Genomic DNA, 18,175 nt, shown 5'->3' on the forward strand with positions numbered 1-18,175 from the left:
TCCACACGCCGTCCGGGGGCCATCCGGTTCGGGCAGACTGTGCCGGGTGGACGCACAGGCAGCGGTCGAGCGGACGTGGCGGTCCGACGCCGGCGGCATGCTCGGGGTGCTGACCCGCCGGCTCGGCGACCTCGACCGGGCCGAGGAGGCGCTGCAGGACGCGGTGGCCGAGGCCCTGCGGCGGTGGCCGTCCGAGGGCGTACCGGAAAATCCGCCCGGCTGGCTGGTCACCGCCGCGTGGCGCAAGGCCCTCGATGCGATCAGACGCGAGGTCACCGGCCGGGAGAAGGTCGCGGCCCTGGCCCGTACGCCGCCGGCCGCACCCACCGGCGACGACCGGCTGGCCATGGTCTTCGCCTGCTGTCACCCCGCGCTGCCGGAGCCGGCCCGGATGGCCCTGACCCTCACCGCGGTGGCCGGTCTGCCGGCCGACGCGATCGCCGCGGCGTTCCTCCTGCCGCGCGCCACCATGGCCCAGCGTCTGGTCCGGGCCAAGAAAAACCTTCGCGACCAGGGCGTACGGGTGGAGGTCCCGCCGGCCGAGGAGCTGGGCGCCCGCCTGACGGCCGTCCTGACGGTGATCTACCTGATCTACAACGAGGGCTACCTGGCCGCCTCGGGTGACGTGGCCGAGCGGCGTGACCTGGCCCGCGAGGGTCTCGACCTGGCGCGGCAGCTCGCCGGCCTGATGCCGCGCGAGCCCGAGACGGCCGGTCTGGCCGCGCTGCTGGAGCTGCACGAGGCGCGCGCCGCCACCCGTTTCGACGACCAGGGGCGCCTCGTGCTGCTCGAGGAGCAGGACCGCTCCCGCTGGGACCTCTCCCTGATCCGGCACGCGGCCGGGCGGCTCGGGCGGGCGGCGGCGCTCGACCGGCCGGGGCCGTATCAGTTGCAGGCGGCCATCGCGGCCCAGCACGCCTTGGCGCCGTCGTGGCCGGCGACGAACTGGGCCGCGGTGCGCAAGCTCTACGACCACCTGCAGACGCTGGCGCCGTCGCCGGTGGTCACGCTGAGCCGGGCCGTGGCGACCGGTTTCGTGGCCGGGCCGGCGGTCGCCCTCGGCGAGGTGGACGCCCTCGCGGACCGGTTGTCCGGCTACCGGCTCTGGCACGCGACCCGGGCCGACCTGTTGCTGCGTCTCGGTCGTCCGCCCGAGGCGGCCGACGCCCTGCGGCGGGCCCTCGCGCTGGCCACCAACCCGGCCGAGCGCGAGTTGCTGACCCGCCGCCTGGCCGGGCTCAGCGCTCCATGACCGGGCGCACCTCGACCCGATCGCCCAGCGCGGCGATGCCGGGCCAGGTCGCGGCGACCGCGACCGCGTCGTCCATGTCGTCGGCGACCAGGTGAATGAAGCCGCCCACGACCTCCTTGAGCTCGAGGAACGGCCCGTCGGTCACGGTCGGGCCGCCGTCCGGGCCCCGGCTCACGGTCTTCGCGGTCGACGAGGGCTGCAGCTCGGCGCCGCCGTCCTCCAGCTTGCCCGCCTCCGACCACGTGGCCCACCAGGATGTGACCTGCTCCATCAGGCCGTCGGCGGTCTCCGGGTCGAACCAGGGGGCTTCCTCGCCGGTCAGGATCATGACGTAACGCATGCGGTGGTCTCCTCTGTCGTGGCACTTTGCTCTCGGCTCTCGGCACTTCATGACGATCGAGGCGGCGGCGGAATCGACATCGCGCGGGCGAATTCTTGTCAGGGGGTCCCGATAGCGTGGCAGCAGTCTTCGACCCAGGGGGAAACATGACTGCTCCGACCGACCGTTCCGGCACCGCGCTGCTGGTCATCGACGTGCAGACGGGTGTCGTCGAGCGCGCCCACGAGCGTGCGGCGGTGCTGGCCACCATCGCCGGCCTGGTCGAGCGGGCCCGCGCCGAGCAGGTGCCGGTCGTGTGGGTGCAGCAGACCGACGACAATCTGGCCCACGGCTCCGACCCCTGGCAGGTCGTCCCCGAGCTGCCGCGGGAGGCGTCCGACCCGGCGATCGAAAAGGCGTATGGCGACTCCTTCGAGGCCACCGAGCTCGAGTCGGTGCTCGCCGGCCTCGGCGTGGGCCGCGTGATCGTCACCGGCGCCCAGACCGATGCCTGCGTCCGCTCGACACTGCACGGCGCCTTCGTCCGCGGTTACGACACCACGCTGGTGAGCGACGCCCACACCACTGAGGACCTCACCTCCTACGGCGCTCCCCCGCCGGCCCAGGTCATCGCCCACACCAACCTCTACTGGGCCTACCAGACCGCCCCGGGCCGCACCGCCTCGGTCACCACCGCCGAGGAGCTCGACTTCCAAGCCTGAGGGTCACGGGGCCGGCGTCTGCTTGCCGAACGCGGTGAAGAACTTGTCGCGGAAATCGCTCATCGGCCAGACCGGGGCGTCCGGGCGGGGGCGCAGGCCCTCGGTCCAGCCCCAGCTTGTGATGCGGTCGAGCACCTTCGGGTCCTTGGCCAGCACGGTGATCGGCACGTCGTGGCTGGCCCCGGCGCCGGCCGCGATCGGAGACGGCTGGTGGTCGCCCAGGAAGACCATGACCAGGTTGTCGTCGCCGTAGAGCTTGACCCAGTTGATCAGCGCCGTGAGGGAGTAGACGATCGACTTGCCGTATTCGGCCCGCACCTCGCGCGGCTCGGCCCACAACGCGCTCGGCTTCTTGCCCTCGTCGACCATCTTGCGGTAGATCGAGCCGTCGCCCACCTGCTCCCAGTCGGGCAGGTAATCCGGGATCGGCGCCCACGGCGTGTGACTCGACACCAGCGGCATCTCGACCATCAGCGGGCCGCGGCCGGGCTTCTTGTACTCGATCGTGTTGAGCTGCTTGAGCGTGTACTGGTCGGGCATCGGCGACCAGCTGAACTTCGGCCCCTGGTATCCGAGGTTCCGCGAGTCCCACACCGTGTCGTACCCGTAGAAGTTGCCCTCGGGCCACGCGCGCGTCGCCCCCGGCATGACGCTCACGGTCCGGTAGCTCGCGTTGCGGAACGCCCTGGTCAGCGTGAGCCGGTCGGTGGCGACCAGGTTGCGGTACCGCTGCTCGTTGTTGATCCACAGTCCGGACTCGAACGTGGCGTGGGCCAGCCAGCTGCCACCCCCGAACGTGGGCGACGTGAGCCAGCCGCTGCGGGCGGCGAAACCGGCCCCGGCCAGCTGGGCGGTGCCCCGATCGAGCACCGGCGTGACGGTCGGCGCGAGCGCGATGCCCTCGACGGCGCTGCGGCCGTAGCTCTCGACGAACGTGAAGATGACGTCCTTGCCCTCGAGCCCGGTGAGCATCTGCGGCGGCGGGACGGTCTTGAACGCGTCCCGCTGCACCTCCTGGGCGAACTCGGCCTCATCGCGCAGACCGGCCCGGGCCTGATGGGCACGATCCCAGGCGTACGTGGCCGTGCTGCGCGCCGCGACCGGCACCGCACCCCAGATCGAGACGCCGAGTGTGAAGGTCAGAGCCCAGGCCACCCCGGCGCCGCCGGCCGCGATCGCCGACCGCCGCCGGTGCCGGGCCACCAGAGCGCCCACCCGCAGCACCGACCAGCAGGTCACCGCGAGGACGGCCACGACCAGCAGCACCATCACGGCCACCGCGGCGAGGGCGGCGAACCGGCCGTACGAGTCGACGACGAAGCTGAACGCGTCGTCGAACAGCACCCAGTCGAGCACCGGGTCGAACGGGCGGTTGAGCTCCTCGAAGAAGCCCATGTCCAGGCACTTCTCGATCACCAGAAGGCCGACGACGCTGCCGGCCACGACCGCGAACACCCGGCGGGCCCGGGGCGGCAGCACCACCAGCAGGCCGAGGATCACCGCGCCCTCGATCGGGAGGCGCAGAAACCCCATCGGGGTGAGGCGGGCCAGGATGTTGGGGAAGATGAGAGCCGCGAACAACAGCACGGCGGCCAGGATCGTCAGCGCGAGCTGGACCCTCGGCCGGCGGGCAAACCCGCCCAAACGGGCACGGAGGCGGGCGCGGCGGCTCTCGACGGCTGGCGGGCCGTCCTGGATCTCGGGCACGCCAGGGGACACGGATGAGCGGGGCCCGTCGGTTCAGCGACACGCGAAAGTCACTTCCACCCGGTACCAAAGACTCTGTTGGCCGCTCCCGAGTAGCCATAACGTGACCGTCAACGACCGCGAAGCGAGAGGACAAGCCCTGTGTCCACGGCTGTCTCCGACCTGTTGCCGACGCTCGACGATGCCGACCTGGCCCGGGTCGACGCGTGGTGGCGGGCCAACAACTATCTGACCATCGGTCAGATCTACCTGCAGGCCAACCCGTTGCTGCGCGAGCCCCTGAAAGCCGAGCACATCAAACCCCGGCTGCTCGGCCACTGGGGCACCAGCCCGGGCCTGTCCTTCGTCTACGCGCACGTCTCCCGCCTGATCCGCCACACCGGCCAGGACGCCATCTATCTGACCGGCCCCGGCCACGGCGGCCCCGCGCTGGTCGCCGCCGGCTATCTCGAGGGCACCTACAGCGAGGTCTACCCCGACGTCACCCTGGACGAGCCGGGCCTGCGCAAGCTGTTCCGCCAGTTCTCCAGCCCCGGCGGCATCCCGAGCCACGTCTCGGTGACCACGCCGGGCTCGATCCACGAGGGCGGCGAGCTGGGCTACGTGCTGGTCCACGCGTTCGGGGCGGTCATGGACAACCCCGACCTGCTCGCGATCGCCGTGGTCGGCGACGGCGAGGCCGAGACCGGCCCGCTGGAGGGCTCCTGGAAAGGTGTGTCCTTCCTCAACCCGGCCCGCGACGGCGCCGTCCTGCCGATCCTGCACCTCAACGGGGCCAAGATCTCGGGGCCGACCGTGCTGGGCCGCAAGGACCCGGCCGAGGTCCGCGAGCTGCTCAGCGGTCACGGTTACGACGTCATCGAGGTCGAGGGCGACGACCTGCCCGGCATGCACCACCGGTTCGCCGCCGCGCTGGCCGAGGCCTGGGGCCGCATCCGCACCATCCAGCGCTCGGCCCGCGAGGGTGACTGGGACGGCACCCGCCCGACCTGGCCGCTGATCGTGCTGCGGACGCCGAAGGGCTGGACCGGCCCGGCCGAGGTCGACGGGGTGAAGGTCACCGGCACGTTCCGGGCCCACCAGGTGCCGCTGGCCGGCGTGCGCGACAACCCGGAGCACCTGGCGCTGCTGGAGCAGTGGCTGAAGTCGTACCGGCCGGAGGAGCTCTTCGACGACGACGGCGCCCCCGTCGCCCTGCTGCGCGAGCAGGACCCACAAGGTGACCTGCGGATGAGCGCCAACCCGCACGCCAACGGCGGCCGGATCAGCCGCGACCTCGACCTGCCCGACTTCCGCGACTACGCGATCGACGTGACCGCACCGGCCATCCTGCGGGCCGAGTCGACCCGCAAGCTCGGCGAGTACATGCGCGACATCTACAGCACCAACCCCGACCGGTTCCGGCTCTTCTCCCCCGACGAGACCAACAGCAACCGGCTGGGCGCGGTGTTCGAGGTCTCCGACCGGGCCTTCATGGAGCGCGTCTACCCCGACGACGTCGCGCTCGGCCCCACCGGCCGGGTCATGGAGGTGCTGTCCGAGCACAACTGCCACGGCTGGCTCGAGGGCTACACGCTCACCGGCCGGCACGGCCTGTTCGCCACCTACGAGGCGTTCGCCATGGTCAGCGCCTCCCAGACGATCCAGCACGGCAAGTGGCTCGAGGAGGCCGACCACCTGCCGTGGCGCGCCAAGGTGCCCAGCCTCAACGTGCTGCTCACCTCGACGGCATGGCGCAACGACCACAACGGCTTCAGCCACCAGGGCCCCGGCCTCATCCAAAACGTGCTGACCCAGCGCGGCACGGTCAGCCGGGTCTACCTGCCGCCGGACGCGAACTGCCTGCTCTCGGTGGCCGACCACTGCTTCCGCTCGAAGTCCTACATCAACCTGATCGTCATCGACAAGCAACCGCAACTGCAGTGGCTGACCATGGACGAGGCGATCGAGCACTGCGCCCGCGGCGCCGGCATCTGGAATTGGGCCGGCACCGACGACGGCACGAGCGACCCCGACATCATCCTCGGCTGCGCCGGCGACGTGGTCACCATGGAAACGGTCGCGGCCGCCCAGATCCTGCGCCAGCGCCTCCCCGGCATGCGCGTGCGCGTGGTCAACGTCGTCGACCTGATGACGCTGGTCCGCCCGAAAGACCACCCGCACGGCATGAGCGACACCCTGTTCACCGAGCTCTTCACCGACACCGTCGACGTGGTCTTCGCCTTCCACGGCTACCCCGGCGCCATCCACCAGCTGGTCCACGGCCGCCCCGACGCCGACCGCTTCCGCGTGCGCGGCTTCATCGAGCAGGGCACCACCACAACCCCCTTCGACATGACGGTCCGCAACAAGGCCTCCCGCTACCACCTGGTCATGGACGCCATCAACAACGCCCGCCGCCTGCCCCAGGGAGCCGAGGATCTGAAGAAGTGGTGCGAGTCCCAGCTGGCCCGCCACGAGCGCTACGTGGTCGAGCACCTGGAGGACATGCCCGAGGTCCGCGACTGGTCCCTCGGCGATTGGGCCACCTCCTGACCTGATTGAGGGTGGTGTCGGGCGTCGCGGTCTGACGGTGCGGGTTGCCAGGCCCGGGGGCGTCGTAAGTCCGGGGACTGCTGGCCCGTCGCGGCTCGGCACGGTGTGGTTGCCAGGCCTGCGGCGTCGCGGCGGCGGTCACTGCCGCCCCTCGCGGCTGGGCGGTGGGCGGGGTGCGGATTGCCAGGCCCGGGGCGTCGTGGTTGCGGTCACTGGCGCCCCTCCCGGCCGGGCGATGGGCGGGGTGCGGATTGCCAGGCCCGGGGCGTCGTGGGTGCGGTTCCTGCCGCCGCTCGCGGCTGGCCGGTGGGTGCGGTGGGGATTGCCAGGCCCGAGGCGTCGTGGGTGCGGTCACTGCCGCCCCTCCCGGCCGGGCGATGGGCGGGGTGCGGATTGCCAGGCCCGAGGCGTCGTGGGCGCGGTCACTGCCGCCCCTCCCGGCCGGGCGATGGGCGGGGTGCGGATTGCCAGGCCCGAGGCGTCGTGGGCGCGGTCACTGCCGCCCCTCCCGGCCGGGCGATGGGCGGGGTGCGGATTGCCAGGCCCGAGGCGTCGTGGGTCCGGTCACTGCCGCCCCTCCCCGCTGGGCGATGGGCAGGGCTCGGTCGCCAGGCCCGAGGCGTCGTGGGCGCGGTCACTGCCGCCGCTCGCGGCTCGATGGTGGCCACTGTGCGGGGGGGGCGTCGTAGGTACGGTAGCTGTTGCCTCTCGCGGCTGGGTGCTGGACGCACTGAGGTTGTCGGGCCTGGGCCTCGTGGTGTGGCGAATTCCGCCGTTCCGGATTGACGGTGAGCACAGCCGTGCTGGTCGGGCCCATCCGGTCGTCGGTGCGGCCACCGCCCCGTCGCCGGGGCTAACGGTTGCGCTTTCGACAATGCTGATTCTGGATTGTCGTGATCTTCCGACTGTGCACTAATGCGCGAGTGCGCAAGCACCGCAGTGGGATTAGGCGTTGTCGCATGGACATCAGATTCACGATTAGCGCAACGCCAGTTCAGTGGACTTTGCGCGGCATCCCCACAATGGTCACGGGTTGTTAATTTGAAAGTCAATTGGCCCACTGGCGCCGAGATGACCGCCGGTCGCTTCCGTCGAGCCACTGAGGCGCTAAGCCTGAGTAAGCTACTGTAAATCAACATTCGATCGAAGTCGCTCGGATCTTTGAATAGGCGAAGTTTGGCATGATCGACTCACGTGGGGACGGGCATTTCGCGGTCGACAGGAGGAGAATATATGCATGCGGCAGTTGCAGTTGTTCAGCACAGTGGAGCTGGCGAAAATGCGCGACCGGACCCGAGCCCGAAACTATTCGCCCTCGGGAGACGAGTTCCGCCGCGAGCACGCGCGTCACCGCGCTTGGGGCAAGGCCCAAAGACATGCAGCGCGCCTGAGCCAAATACGCCGCGCTGCGTCCGAGCTTGAGCCAAGCGCCAATCTCGACTCGTCCGCCAGCCCGGCATCGCCTACTAGTCACGCGTCGCTTGTTAAGCCCGCATCGATTGCTGGCACCGCTTCACCCCGCACTCCCGCGCCGCCTGCTAAACCCGCATCGATTGCTGGCACCGCTTCACCCCGCACTCCCGCGCCGCCTGCTAAACCCGCATCGATTGCTGGCACCGCTTCACCCCGCACTCCCGCGCCGCCTGCTAAACCCGCATCGATTGCTGGCACCGCTTCACCCCGCACTCCCGCGCCGCCTGCTAAACCCGCATCGATTGCTGGCACCGTTTCACCCCGCACTCCCGCGTCGCCTGCTATCCCCGCATCCCCCGACAACTCCGCGACCCCTGCCAGCCCTACACCACCCAGGCGCCCCGCATCGCCCGACAACTCGGCGACCCCCGCCAGTTCCAGAACGCATAGCCGCCCCGCATCGCCGGGCAGATCCGCACCGCGCGGCAAGTCCGATCCGATGCCGGCTCCGGCGCCACAGACCCCGCCCGAGCAGGGCCTCAAACCCGGACTGCACCGCGAATCCCAGCTGCGCGCCAAGCTCGAGCCGCATGCCGGCACTGAGATGCGCGCCAGTTCACGGCCAAGATCGCAGCCGGCGCCGAGTAACGGCTCTCCAGTCAACAGCGGAGCACACGAAAGCTCCGATCCTGCGGCGAGCTCCAGCGAAATGCCGACAAATCCGAAACCAGCACCGACAAGCACTCCGCAGCCGTCAACCGCAACCAGCACGATCACTCAGCCAACCGATCCCCCAATGCAGTCGGCCTCACGCCAGCCGCATCTCCACAATCGCCAGCGCCAGCACAAGCACCTCCACCATTGCCGTCCTTGCTCCCGCGAGTTGATCGGCCGCCAGCCACGACTCTCATATGCACAGCCGACTGAAGCGCCCGCCCCGGAACAACACAGACCCATCGCAGGAAGCGACCACCATTGGCGACCACCCGCCTACCGCAACCGGGCGTCGCCACCGACGACCACGACGCCTCGGGCCTGGCGACCGCGCCCGCCCCACCGCCCAGCCGCGACGGGCGGCAGTGACCGCAACCACGACGCCCCGGGCCTGGCAACCCACACCGCGCCCACCACCCAGCCCCAAGCGGCAGCACTCACCACGACCACAACGCCCCAGGCCTGGCAACCGCGCCCCGCCCACCACCCATCTGCGACAGGCGGCGATCACCGCACCTCTTACGCCCCCGGGCCCGGCAACCCGCAGGCGCCCGTAGGCGTCACCGCGACAGCCCGAATATCCCGGTCAACCCACAGATCCGCGCCCACGCCTGAGCGTTTGGCGGCCCGACCCCAGCCACCAAAGCCGAACCGGCTAGCCACCCTGATCGGGACGGGTGAGGCGGCTCAGGCCGGCACCTCGTACGACTGCTCCCCCGCGATCGCCTCGGACAGGGCGAAATCCGGGTCCGCTACCGGCCGGCCGAAGTGGTAGCCCTGCAGGTAGCAGTAGCCGAGGCGGTGCAGGGCTTCGGCCTGGGCCGCTGTCTCGACTCCCTCGGCCACGGCGACCAGGCCCAGACCCGCGCTCACCTGGTGGAGCGCGTCGGCGATGACCGTGTGGCGGCCGGCTTCGGTGACGTTGTCGACGAAGGACTTGTCGACCTTGAGGATGTCTACCGGGACTGTTTGCAGCAGGCCCAGCGACGAGTGGCCGGTACCGAAGTCGTCCAGGGCTATCCGTACGCCGAGGGCGCGCAGTTCGTGCAGGGCCACCACCGCCTGGCCGCCTTCGAAGACCGCCGTCTCGGTGACCTCGACGGCCAGGCACGAGGCGGGCAGGCCGCTGTCGGCCAGTGCGGCGGCCACCGTGGCGGCGAAGTGCGGGCGGGCCAGCTGGCGGGCCGAGACGTTGACGCTCACCCGGTCGGGGGCGGCGGGGCCCAGGGTGGTGCGCCAGGACGCCAGGCGGGCGCAGGCTGTGCGCAGGATCCACTCGCCGAGTTCGACGATCAGGCCGTTGCGTTCGGCGACCGGAATGAAGGCGGCCGGGCTGACCAGGCCGCGGGTCGGGTGTTCCCAGCGGACCAGGGCTTCGACCGCGGCCACCCGGCCCGTGGGCAGTTCGACGATGGGCTGGTAGACCACGCGGAACTGGCCGCTGTCGAGCGCGGTGCGGATCTCGGCGCCGAGGCGGACGAATTCGCCGGCCCGTTCGTCCAGGGCAGGGGTCCAGCGGCGTACGGGTTCGCCGGTCTGCTTGGCCGTGTACATCGCCGTCTCGGCCTGGCGTAGCAGCTCGACGGGGGTGACGCCGGCGCCGCCGGCCAGGCCGATGGCCACCCCGACGTACAGTTCGTGGCCGTCGACCGCGACCGGTGCGCTCAGCGCGTGGGTCAGCGACGCGGCGACCGTGCGGGCCTGGTCGGCGCCGGCCGAGCGCAGCAGCACCGCGAACTCGTCGCCGCCGATCCGTGCGACCAGAGCGTCGCCGGGGGCCGCGGCCGCCAGGCGGGCGGCCAGCGAGTTGAGCACGCGGTCGCCGAGCGGGCGGCCGAGCTCGTCGTTGACGTTCTTGAAGCCGTTCAGGCCCAGCAGGGCGATCTGCGGACGGCTGCCGGCGGTGAGCGACTGGCGCAGCGCGTCCTCGAAGCAGCGGCGGCTGGCCACGCCGGTCAGCGTGTCCTGCATGGCGGCCCGGGTCAGCTCGGCCGACTGCCGGCGCACCTCGAACACGAAGCCCGACATCCGGGCCAGGACCAGCAGGATGAGCGCGCCCGCGCCGATCGCCACGGAGAGCCGGCCGACCGGGTCCGCGCCGATCTGCGGCACGAGCAGCAGGGAAGGCGCGAGCAGGGCGCAGGCGCCGAAGAGCAGCAGCCGGGACGGGCCGACGCGGGCTGCGGTGCGTCCGCCACCGCCGTGTTCGACGGCCATCGACGGGTGCAGCGCGGCGACCGACCACAGGACGTAGGCCAGGAGGAAGACCGGGTCGGCCAGATGGGTCGAGGCCGAGGTGTAAAGCGGGATCACGGCGAACAACGTGTCGGCCGCCAGCATCAGCACAGCCCCGGCCACGAGCAGCCGGGCACTGGCCGTCCGGGCGCCGCCACCGGTGAACAGGCGGGCGAGCAGGGCCAGCACCATCGCGTCGGCCGCGGGGTAGGCGACCGTGGTCACGCGTTCCAGGGTCGAGGTCCCGGAGTCGGCGGCCACCGGATAGAGCACGAAGAGCCAGAAGACCAGGCCGATCCCGGTCGCCACGATCGCGGCGTCGATCAGGTCGCCGGCCTCGCTGCGGTGCCGCCGGACGAGCAGGACCAGACCGGCGAAGAGCATCGGGTACGAGCCGAGGTAGAACACGTCGGCGAACGACGGGTAGGGCGAGCGGTGCAGGACGTTCTCGTAGAACTCGTACGTCAGGTCGCCGAGCACAAAGGTGATCTGCCCGGCGGCGAACCAGCGCCACATCGCCGGTCGCTGCGGCCGGTGCAGGCGCAGCGCGAGCAGGATGCCCACCGCGGTGGCCACGCCGACGACGTCGTAGACGATGCTCGCGACCACGCTGCCCTCGGGCAGCACGTAATGACCGGCGGTCGCAGCCATCCCGGCCACGAGCCACCAGATCCAGAGCCGTCCGTACCTCACGTCCGGTCATCGGACCGCCGCGTCCCGACTTGAGTTCCAGCGATGGACTTCACAACATTCGACCCTCGGACGGCCGGTGCGGAATCGGTCGGCAGGGCTCGCCTCGGGGATCAGAACATTGGTAGCGTGCCGCCATGACGACGGAATCCGGAGTTGATCGCGCCCTCCTGCGGGAGCTCGCCGCCCGCGAGCGCAGCGTCTTCGCCGAGCGGCGGCCCCGCTCGGCGGCCGCGTATCAGCGCGCCGACCACCTGTTCGGCCGGGTGCCGATGACCTGGATGAACAAGACCGCGGCCGGCTTCCCGGTCTATTTCGAGCGGGCGTCGGGCAACCGGATCACCGACGTCGACGGGCACGACTATCTCGACTTCTGCCTGGGTGACACGGGCGCCATGGCGGGGCACTCCCCGGCGCCGGTCGTCGAGGCCGTGCACCACCGGCTGGCCGGCCTCGGCGGCGCCACCACGATGATGCCGACCGAGGACGCGGCGGCCGTGGGGGCCGAGCTCAGCCGGCGCTTCGGCCTCCCGTACTGGAGCTTTGCCCTGACCGCGACCGACGCCAACCGCTGGGCCATCCGGCTGCTGCGCGCGGTCACCGGGCGGCCGAAGATCCTGGTCAATAGCTACTGCTATCACGGCTCGGTCGACGAGTCGCTGATCGTGGTGGGCCCGGACGGGCGGGGCCTGAGCCGGGAGGGCAACGTCGGCGCACCGGTCGAGGTGACCGAGACGAGCCGGGTGGCCGAGTTCAACGACCTGGCCGGCCTGGAGCGCGAGCTGGCCCACCGCGACGTGGCCGCCGTGCTGATGGAGCCGGCGCTGACCAACATCGGGATCGTGCTGCCCGAGCCGGGCTACCTGGCCGGGGTGCGCGAGCTGACCCGCAGGTACGGCACCTATCTGATCAACGATGAGACGCACACCTTCTCGGCCGGGCCGGGCGGGGCCACCGCGGCCTGGGATCTCGCCCCCGACGTGCTGACCATCGGCAAGGCGATCGCGGGCGGGATCCCGATCGGGGCGTACGGGTTGAGCGCCGACCTGGCCGGGGCGATCCTCGGCCGCTCGGATCTCGACCTGGTCGACATGGGCGGTGTCGGCGGCACGCTGGCCGGCAACCCGGTGTCGATGGCGGCCGCGCGCGCCTGCCTCGAGCAGGTGCTCACCGAGCAGGCCTTCGACGGCATGATCGCCACGGCGACGGCCTTCGCCACCGGGCTTCGCAAGATCATTGACGGGTACGCCCTGCCGTGGTCGGTCAGCCAGCTCGGAGCGCGGGTGGAATACCGCTTCGCCGACCCCGCCCCGCGCAACGGCACCGAGTCGGCGGCCGCGGCCGACGCCGAGCTCGAGGACTTCCTGCACGTCTATCTGGCCAACCGCGGTGTGCTGCTCACCCCGTTCCACAACATGGCGCTGATGTCGCCGCAGACCACCACGGCCGACGTCGAGCGCCACCACTCGGTCTTCGCGGACGCGCTGTCGGAGCTCACGGCCTGAGGTCGGGCATCTCGACCGTGCTGATCGCCACCGCGGTGCCGGACGGCACGGTCGCGCCGGGCGGCACCGCCTGGCGGGTCACCAGCGCGTTGTCCGGCACGCCGTCGGGCACCAGCAACGTCACGTTGCTGCGGCTGGCGGCCTGCCGGGCCTCGGCCAGCGTCTGATTGCTCAGGTCGGGCACGGTCTGCCGGTTCTGCCGTTCGGCCTCCTCGAGCAGCTCGCGGACGCGGATGCTGGTCCACAGGTAGTTGAGGATCAGCCCGGCCAGCAGACCGATGATCAGCAGCGAGATGCCGACCACCCCCGCGTACGCCGTGGCGCCGAGCGGGTCGTGCAGGGCCCGCGCCAGGCTGCGCAGGCTGGGCACGACCTTGCCCAGGTTGACCAGGCCGAGACCGATGACGATCGTGGTCAGCCAGTCCGACACCTTGATCAGGTTGGAGTTGGTCAGGTAGAAGGTCGCCGCCCGGCCGTCGTTGGCGGCGGCCTCGCTCGCCTCGGCGGCCCGGGCCCGGGGCAGGCCGAAGAGGAAACCCAGCGCGGCACCGACCGCCGAGGCGGCCACGAAGAGCAGGAACGCGGTCACGCCGGCGCCGCCGTTGCCGCTCGACAGCGCCAGCAGCACCGACACGACGATCATCGAGAACAGCAGTCCCACCACGAAAATGGAGACACCGCGCTGGATCTTGTCGCCGGCCATCCGCGGCGTGCGCCCGGACGAGAACAGATCACGAACACCCATGGGGACGCACCGTATTGGTAACGGCCGATCTGAGCGGGGCCGGGGTCGTTTCCCGATAGTGCCATAAAGAGCGCATAACACTCGTAGCCTGACACCATGGGTCTGTTCGGAAAGCGGGTGGCGGATGAGCCCGCCCCGCCGCGCACGCTGCCACGCGACATCGAAGCGCTCGAAGAGCTGGTCACCAACCTCGAGAGCGCGACCGACGAGGCCAGCAGCTGGCGGGTCTACGCGTCCACCCACCTCGAGTTCTACGACCTCGAATACGTGGCGATCTGGGTCATCGAGGCCGGCAAGCCGCGGCTGGAGTTCGAGTGCGGCCGGCTGGCCGGCGCCCTGGCCGGCTCCGCGCAGCCGAATCTCGTCCAACAGGCCGTCCGCGGTGCGCACCCGGTGTGGGCGAACGAGCGGGCCGCGGCCACGGACCCCCGGCTTGCCGCGGCGTTGCGCGGTGGTGCCCGGGCCGGCATTGCTGTGCCGGTCGTCAAGCAGGGCCGGGCCACCTCTGTGCTCGAGTATTTCACCGCCTCCGACCTCGCTCCCGACGCCGCGCTGCTCAGCAAATGGGGGGCCATCGCGCGGGTGGCGGAGCAGGCCCGGGTGGCCGCGCTGGCCGCCTCCTTCACCCGCCAGGTCGCCGACGACCGGCTCGCCGTCACCAATGTGGTCGCCGCGCTCGGGCACACCACCGACTCCTCCGTCGCGCTGCGGTCGGCCCTGGACGCCGTGCGGACCGCGTTCCATTGGGCCTACGGGTCCTACTGGCAGGTCGACGAGCAGGACAACGTGCTGCGCTTCTGCGTCGAGTCGGGCACCGCCGGCGACGAGTTCAAGAAAGTGACCCTGGCCGCCACCTTCGCCGAGGGCGTCGGGCTGTCGGGCCGGGCCTGGCGGGCTCGCGACCTGGTCTTCGTCCGCGACATCGGCCAGCTCACCGACTGTGTCCGGGCACCGGCGGCGCAACGGGCGGGCGTACGGTCCGGGGTCTGCTTCCCGATCTCGAGCGGCGACCGCATCGTCGGCACGATGGACTTCTTCACCACCGAGTTCGTCGATCTCTCCGACTCGCGGATGGACGCGTTGCGCAACGTGCAGCAGCTCGTGTCGCAGCGGCTCGACGTGGTGCGCGGGGCCGAGACGGCCGCCTCCAACGCGCGCGCGCTGCTCGACACGGTGTCCCGGCTGCGCACGGCCACCTCAGACGCGAGCCGGGTGGCCGACGACGCGGTGAGCCGGGCCTCCGACATGACCGGGGACGTGGCCTCGCTCAACGACGCGTCGGCGGCGATCGGCGACGTCATCCAGATCATCTCGTCGATCGCCGACCAGACCAACCTGCTCGCCCTCAACGCCACCATCGAGGCAGCCCGGGCCGGCGAGATCGGCAAGGGCTTCGCGGTCGTCGCGGGCGAGGTCAAGGAGCTGGCCCGGGAGACGGCCGAGGCCACCAAGAAGGTCTCCGAGCAGATCGCCGCGCTGCAGGCCAGCGCCGGGTCGGTGGCGTCCGGCATCCGGACCACGAGCGACACGATCGCCCAGCTCGATGCCGTGCAGGCCCGGATCGGCGAGGTGCTCGAGGAACAGTCCTCGATGGCTCACGCCTTCGAGCACTGACCCTCGAGCTCCAAACCGGTCAGATCCTCAGTACCGGAAGCGGGACACCAGGCTCTGCAGCTGGCTCGCGGTCGTCGCCAAGGCGTCGGCCGCGTGCCGGGTCTCGCCGACCGAGGCCGTGGTGCGCTGGGTGGCCTCGGACACGCCGCCGATGGTGGCGGCGATGTTGCCGGCGCCCGACGCCGCCTCGGACAGCGTGCGGTTCATCTCCTGGGTGGTGGCGGTCTGCTCCTCCACCGCCGAGGCGATGGTCATCTGGATGCCGTTGATCCGCTCGATGATCGCCGAGATCTCGCCGATCGCGGCGACCGCGCCGCCGGTGTCGCTCTGGATCGCCTGAACGCGGCGGGCGATGTCCTCGGTGGCCTTCGCGGTCTCCTGGGCCAGATCCTTGACCTCGCCCGCCACCACCGCGAAGCCCTTGCCCGACTCGCCGGCCCGGGCCGCCTCGATGGTGGCGTTGAGGGCGAGCAGGTTGGTCTGCTCGGCGATCGCGGTGATGGTCTTGACGACCGAGGCGATCTCGCTGGACGACTCGCCCAGCCGGGCGACGATCGCGTTGGTCGCCGACGCGACCTCGACCGCCTGGACGGCGACCTCGGAGGCCTCGGTGGTGGAGACGCTGATGTCGCGGATCGCCGAGCCCATCTCGTGCGAACCGGCCGAGACGACCTGCAGGTTGTTGGAGACGGCGTCGGCCGCGGAGGCGACCGAGCCGGCCTGGGTCGAGGCGGCGGAGGCGGCCGAGTCGACGGCGCCCGAGACGGCGGTCAGCTGACCGGCCGCGCTGTGCAGTGTGGCGGCGTTGCCGGCCAGCGTCACGACGTCCTCGCGCAGGCGGGCGATGGCCTGGTCGAGCGAGCCCGCCATGAGGCCGACCTCATCACGGACGGTCACCCCCGACGTACGGGTCAGGTCGCCGTCGGCCAGCCCCTCGGCCACCCGGGCGACCTCGCGGACTGTGTTCCGCACGCGGTTGGCGACTCGGAACCCGAGCAGCAGGCTGATCAGCACGCCCAGCCCCAGCAGCACGGCGATCGTCCAGGTGGCGACCTCGGTGTCCGACTCGGCCGTGGCGATGGCGTCCTCGGAGCGGGCCTCGGCCAGCGCGGCGAGCGCGTTCTGGTCCTCGCCCAGGGCGCCGTAGAGCTTGTTGTAGGTCTCCAGGACCTGCTGCAGCTCGGCCGGACTGACCCCGCGCTGGTCGATCTGGATGAACTCCAGGAAGTCGGCCCAGTCAGTGGCGGCCTTCTCGACGGCGGCGGTGCCCGCGGCGTCTCCCGCGAAGGCGGTGCGCAACTGGTCGAGGGCACCCTGGATGGCGGTCTTGTTGGCCGTCAGGCCCTGGGTGATCACGTCCTTGAGCGCCGGATAGAGCCGCAGGGCGGAGGTGTTGCCCCCGAACGCCTCGATGTTCTTGGCGAACGCCCCGGTGGCCGACTCCACGGCGATCGTCGACCGCTGCGCCGCGGCCGCGTCGACGTTCTGCTCGTGCAGGGTGAACAGGGCCACCCCGCCCACGAGCACCCCGGTGAGCGTTCCGGCCAGTACCGCGGCTCCGATCTTTGTCCGCAGCGAGCGGTTGTCGAACGCCCCCACCAGTCCCATATCCCCATGCCTCTCGGTTTCGGTCCGCAAAACCTCAGATCGGCACGAAGGAGTGCCCGGCTGAGCACATTGCCGTCGCTGCTACAAAGCGAACAGCAGGGCGGCGCTCAGCAGGACGGCCACGGCGGTGGCGAAGTGGATGCCGAAGGCAGTGGCCTTGGTGCCGCCGTTCCGCAGGACGATCAGTGTGTCGCCCAGCGGCACGAGCGCGACGACCAGCATGAACCACGCCGCGGCGGACGCCCCGGCGAACGCCAGGAGAGCCAGGCCGATCAGGCCGTAGCTGAGGTCGCGCACGCCCTTGACGCTCAGGTAGGCGTTGGGCCGGGCCGGTACGCCGTAACCGGTCGCGGCCGGCTCCGGAGCCAGCAGGAATCGGGCTCCGATGAAGATGATGAATCCGTTGAGCACGATGGCCAGCCCGTAGGCGAAGAAGCTCAGCATGACGGTCTCTCTTTCTAGCGCTGCTAGGAACTAGATCGACGCTAGCATTGCGCCGACAGAAGCGCTAGTGGCGCTAGAATTCTTGTCATGCCTATTCAGGAGCGTCGGGAGCGCGCACGTCAGGAGCGGGAGCGGTTGATCATCGACGCCGCCCGCGAGATGGCCGAGGCCGAAGGGTGGGATGCCGTCACCACGCGGCGGCTGGCCCAGCGGATCGAATACAGCCAGCCCGTGCTCTACAGCCACTTCAAGGGCAAGGACGCGATCATGACGGCCGTGGCGGTCGAGGGCTTCGCCGAGCTGGCGGCCGAGCTACGCACGGCCCGGACCGGCGCCCCCGACCCGCAAGCCGCGCTGGCCGCGGTGGCCGCGGCCTACACCCGCTTCGCCGAGACCCGGCCGGTCCTGTACGAGGCCATGTTCACCAACGCGGTCGACCTGACCTTCGCGAGCCCGGACACCCCCGCCCCGCTGCACGAGGGTTTCGGCGAGCTGCGGGAAGCCCTGCGCCCCCTGATCGGCGACGACGACCTGGGCGCGTCGACCGAGGTCTTCTGGGCCGGCCTGCACGGGCTGATGACGCTGACCCGGGGCGGCCGTCTGCCCCGCGACGGGCAGGATCAGCGGCTGGCCCTGCTGCTCCAGCACTTCGGGCCGCGTTAGATGGGACGC

At 71.1% G+C, this 18,175-nt stretch carries 12 protein-coding genes; 6 read left to right on the forward strand and 6 right to left on the reverse strand.

Annotation, left to right across the window (positions count from 1 at the left end):
* Positions 1–46: 46 nt before the first annotated feature.
* Positions 47–1,252, forward strand: a complete 1,206-nt coding sequence (locus NAG42_RS40575; RefSeq protein ID WP_250037836.1) for an RNA polymerase sigma factor — start codon at positions 47–49, stop codon at positions 1,250–1,252.
* Here NAG42_RS40575 and NAG42_RS40580 read toward each other — a convergent pair.
* Complete coding sequence (locus NAG42_RS40580; protein ID WP_250037837.1) at positions 1,239–1,592, reverse strand: YciI family protein; 354 nt, start codon at positions 1,590–1,592, stop codon at positions 1,239–1,241. The two genes, NAG42_RS40575 and NAG42_RS40580, sit on opposite strands and share 14 nt — an antisense overlap.
* Before the next feature lie 146 nt (positions 1,593–1,738).
* Between NAG42_RS40580 and NAG42_RS40585 the strand changes: the two genes are divergently transcribed.
* Entirely contained in the window at positions 1,739–2,293 is a 555-nt protein-coding gene (locus NAG42_RS40585; protein WP_250037838.1) for an isochorismatase family protein, read from the forward strand.
* A gap of 3 nt (positions 2,294–2,296) precedes the next feature.
* Here NAG42_RS40585 and NAG42_RS40590 read toward each other — a convergent pair whose 3' ends face one another.
* Positions 2,297–3,937, reverse strand: a complete 1,641-nt coding sequence (locus NAG42_RS40590; protein ID WP_250037839.1) for a sulfatase-like hydrolase/transferase — start codon at positions 3,935–3,937, stop codon at positions 2,297–2,299.
* Between the two features lie 204 nt (positions 3,938–4,141).
* On the opposite strand from NAG42_RS40590, the gene NAG42_RS40595 reads away from it, so the two are divergent.
* Positions 4,142–6,535 carry a phosphoketolase family protein gene (locus tag NAG42_RS40595; RefSeq protein WP_250037840.1) on the forward strand — a complete coding sequence of 798 codons (2,394 nt, stop codon included), beginning with the start codon at positions 4,142–4,144 and terminating at the stop codon, positions 6,533–6,535.
* A 2,814-nt stretch (positions 6,536–9,349) separates the two neighbouring features.
* Here NAG42_RS40595 and NAG42_RS40600 read toward each other — a convergent pair.
* Positions 9,350–11,590, reverse strand: a complete 2,241-nt coding sequence (locus NAG42_RS40600) for a putative bifunctional diguanylate cyclase/phosphodiesterase (RefSeq protein ID WP_250037841.1) — start codon at positions 11,588–11,590, stop codon at positions 9,350–9,352.
* Positions 11,591–11,724: 134 nt separating this feature from the next.
* Between NAG42_RS40600 and NAG42_RS40605 the strand changes: the two genes are divergently transcribed.
* Positions 11,725–13,092 (forward strand): transaminase, encoded by a 1,368-nt coding sequence (locus NAG42_RS40605; protein WP_250037842.1) that lies wholly within the window; start codon positions 11,725–11,727, stop codon positions 13,090–13,092.
* On the opposite strand, the gene NAG42_RS40610 is transcribed toward NAG42_RS40605, so the two are convergent.
* Entirely contained in the window at positions 13,082–13,837 is a 756-nt protein-coding gene (locus tag NAG42_RS40610) for a PASTA domain-containing protein (RefSeq protein ID WP_250037843.1), read from the reverse strand. The genes NAG42_RS40605 and NAG42_RS40610 overlap by 11 nt on opposite strands.
* A 96-nt stretch (positions 13,838–13,933) precedes the next feature.
* On the opposite strand from NAG42_RS40610, the gene NAG42_RS40615 reads away from it, so the two are divergent.
* Complete coding sequence (locus tag NAG42_RS40615) at positions 13,934–15,451, forward strand: methyl-accepting chemotaxis protein (protein WP_250037844.1); 1,518 nt, start codon at positions 13,934–13,936, stop codon at positions 15,449–15,451.
* Positions 15,452–15,478: 27 nt separating this feature from the next.
* Here NAG42_RS40615 and NAG42_RS40620 read toward each other — a convergent pair whose 3' ends face one another.
* Positions 15,479–17,059 carry a methyl-accepting chemotaxis protein gene (locus tag NAG42_RS40620; RefSeq protein ID WP_250037845.1) on the reverse strand — a complete coding sequence of 527 codons (1,581 nt, stop codon included), beginning with the start codon at positions 17,057–17,059 and terminating at the stop codon, positions 15,479–15,481.
* 81 nt (positions 17,060–17,140) lie between these two features.
* Positions 17,141–17,503: a DUF4267 domain-containing protein gene (locus tag NAG42_RS40625; RefSeq protein WP_250037846.1), complete on the reverse strand. Its 363-nt coding sequence runs from the start codon at positions 17,501–17,503 to the stop codon at positions 17,141–17,143.
* An 87-nt stretch (positions 17,504–17,590) separates the two neighbouring features.
* Here NAG42_RS40625 and NAG42_RS40630 point away from each other — a divergent pair, with 87 nt between their 5' ends.
* On the forward strand, positions 17,591–18,166 hold the full coding sequence (locus NAG42_RS40630) for a TetR/AcrR family transcriptional regulator (protein WP_250037847.1): 576 nt from the start codon (positions 17,591–17,593) through the stop codon (positions 18,164–18,166).
* Positions 18,167–18,175 lie beyond the last annotated feature (9 nt).

Origin of the sequence: Paractinoplanes maris (assembly GCF_023544465.1) — a bacterium.
Taxonomy (GTDB): domain Bacteria; phylum Actinomycetota; class Actinomycetes; order Mycobacteriales; family Micromonosporaceae; genus Actinoplanes; species Actinoplanes maris.

Excerpts from the sequence above, each read along its gene's own strand:
- NAG42_RS40580 (WP_250037837.1), bottom strand. The coding sequence starts at position 1,592 with ATGCGTTACGTCATGATCCTGACCGGCGAGGAAGCCCCCTGGTTCGAC.
- NAG42_RS40585 (WP_250037838.1), top strand. The coding sequence starts at position 1,739 with ATGACTGCTCCGACCGACCGTTCCGGCACCGCGCTGCTGGTCATCGAC.
- NAG42_RS40605 (WP_250037842.1), top strand. The coding sequence starts at position 11,725 with ATGACGACGGAATCCGGAGTTGATCGCGCCCTCCTGCGGGAGCTCGCC.
- NAG42_RS40610 (WP_250037843.1), bottom strand. The coding sequence starts at position 13,837 with ATGGGTGTTCGTGATCTGTTCTCGTCCGGGCGCACGCCGCGGATGGCC.
- NAG42_RS40615 (WP_250037844.1), top strand. The coding sequence starts at position 13,934 with ATGGGTCTGTTCGGAAAGCGGGTGGCGGATGAGCCCGCCCCGCCGCGC.
- NAG42_RS40620 (WP_250037845.1), bottom strand. The coding sequence starts at position 17,059 with ATGGGACTGGTGGGGGCGTTCGACAACCGCTCGCTGCGGACAAAGATC.
- NAG42_RS40625 (WP_250037846.1), bottom strand. The coding sequence starts at position 17,503 with ATGCTGAGCTTCTTCGCCTACGGGCTGGCCATCGTGCTCAACGGATTC.
- NAG42_RS40630 (WP_250037847.1), top strand. The coding sequence starts at position 17,591 with ATGCCTATTCAGGAGCGTCGGGAGCGCGCACGTCAGGAGCGGGAGCGG.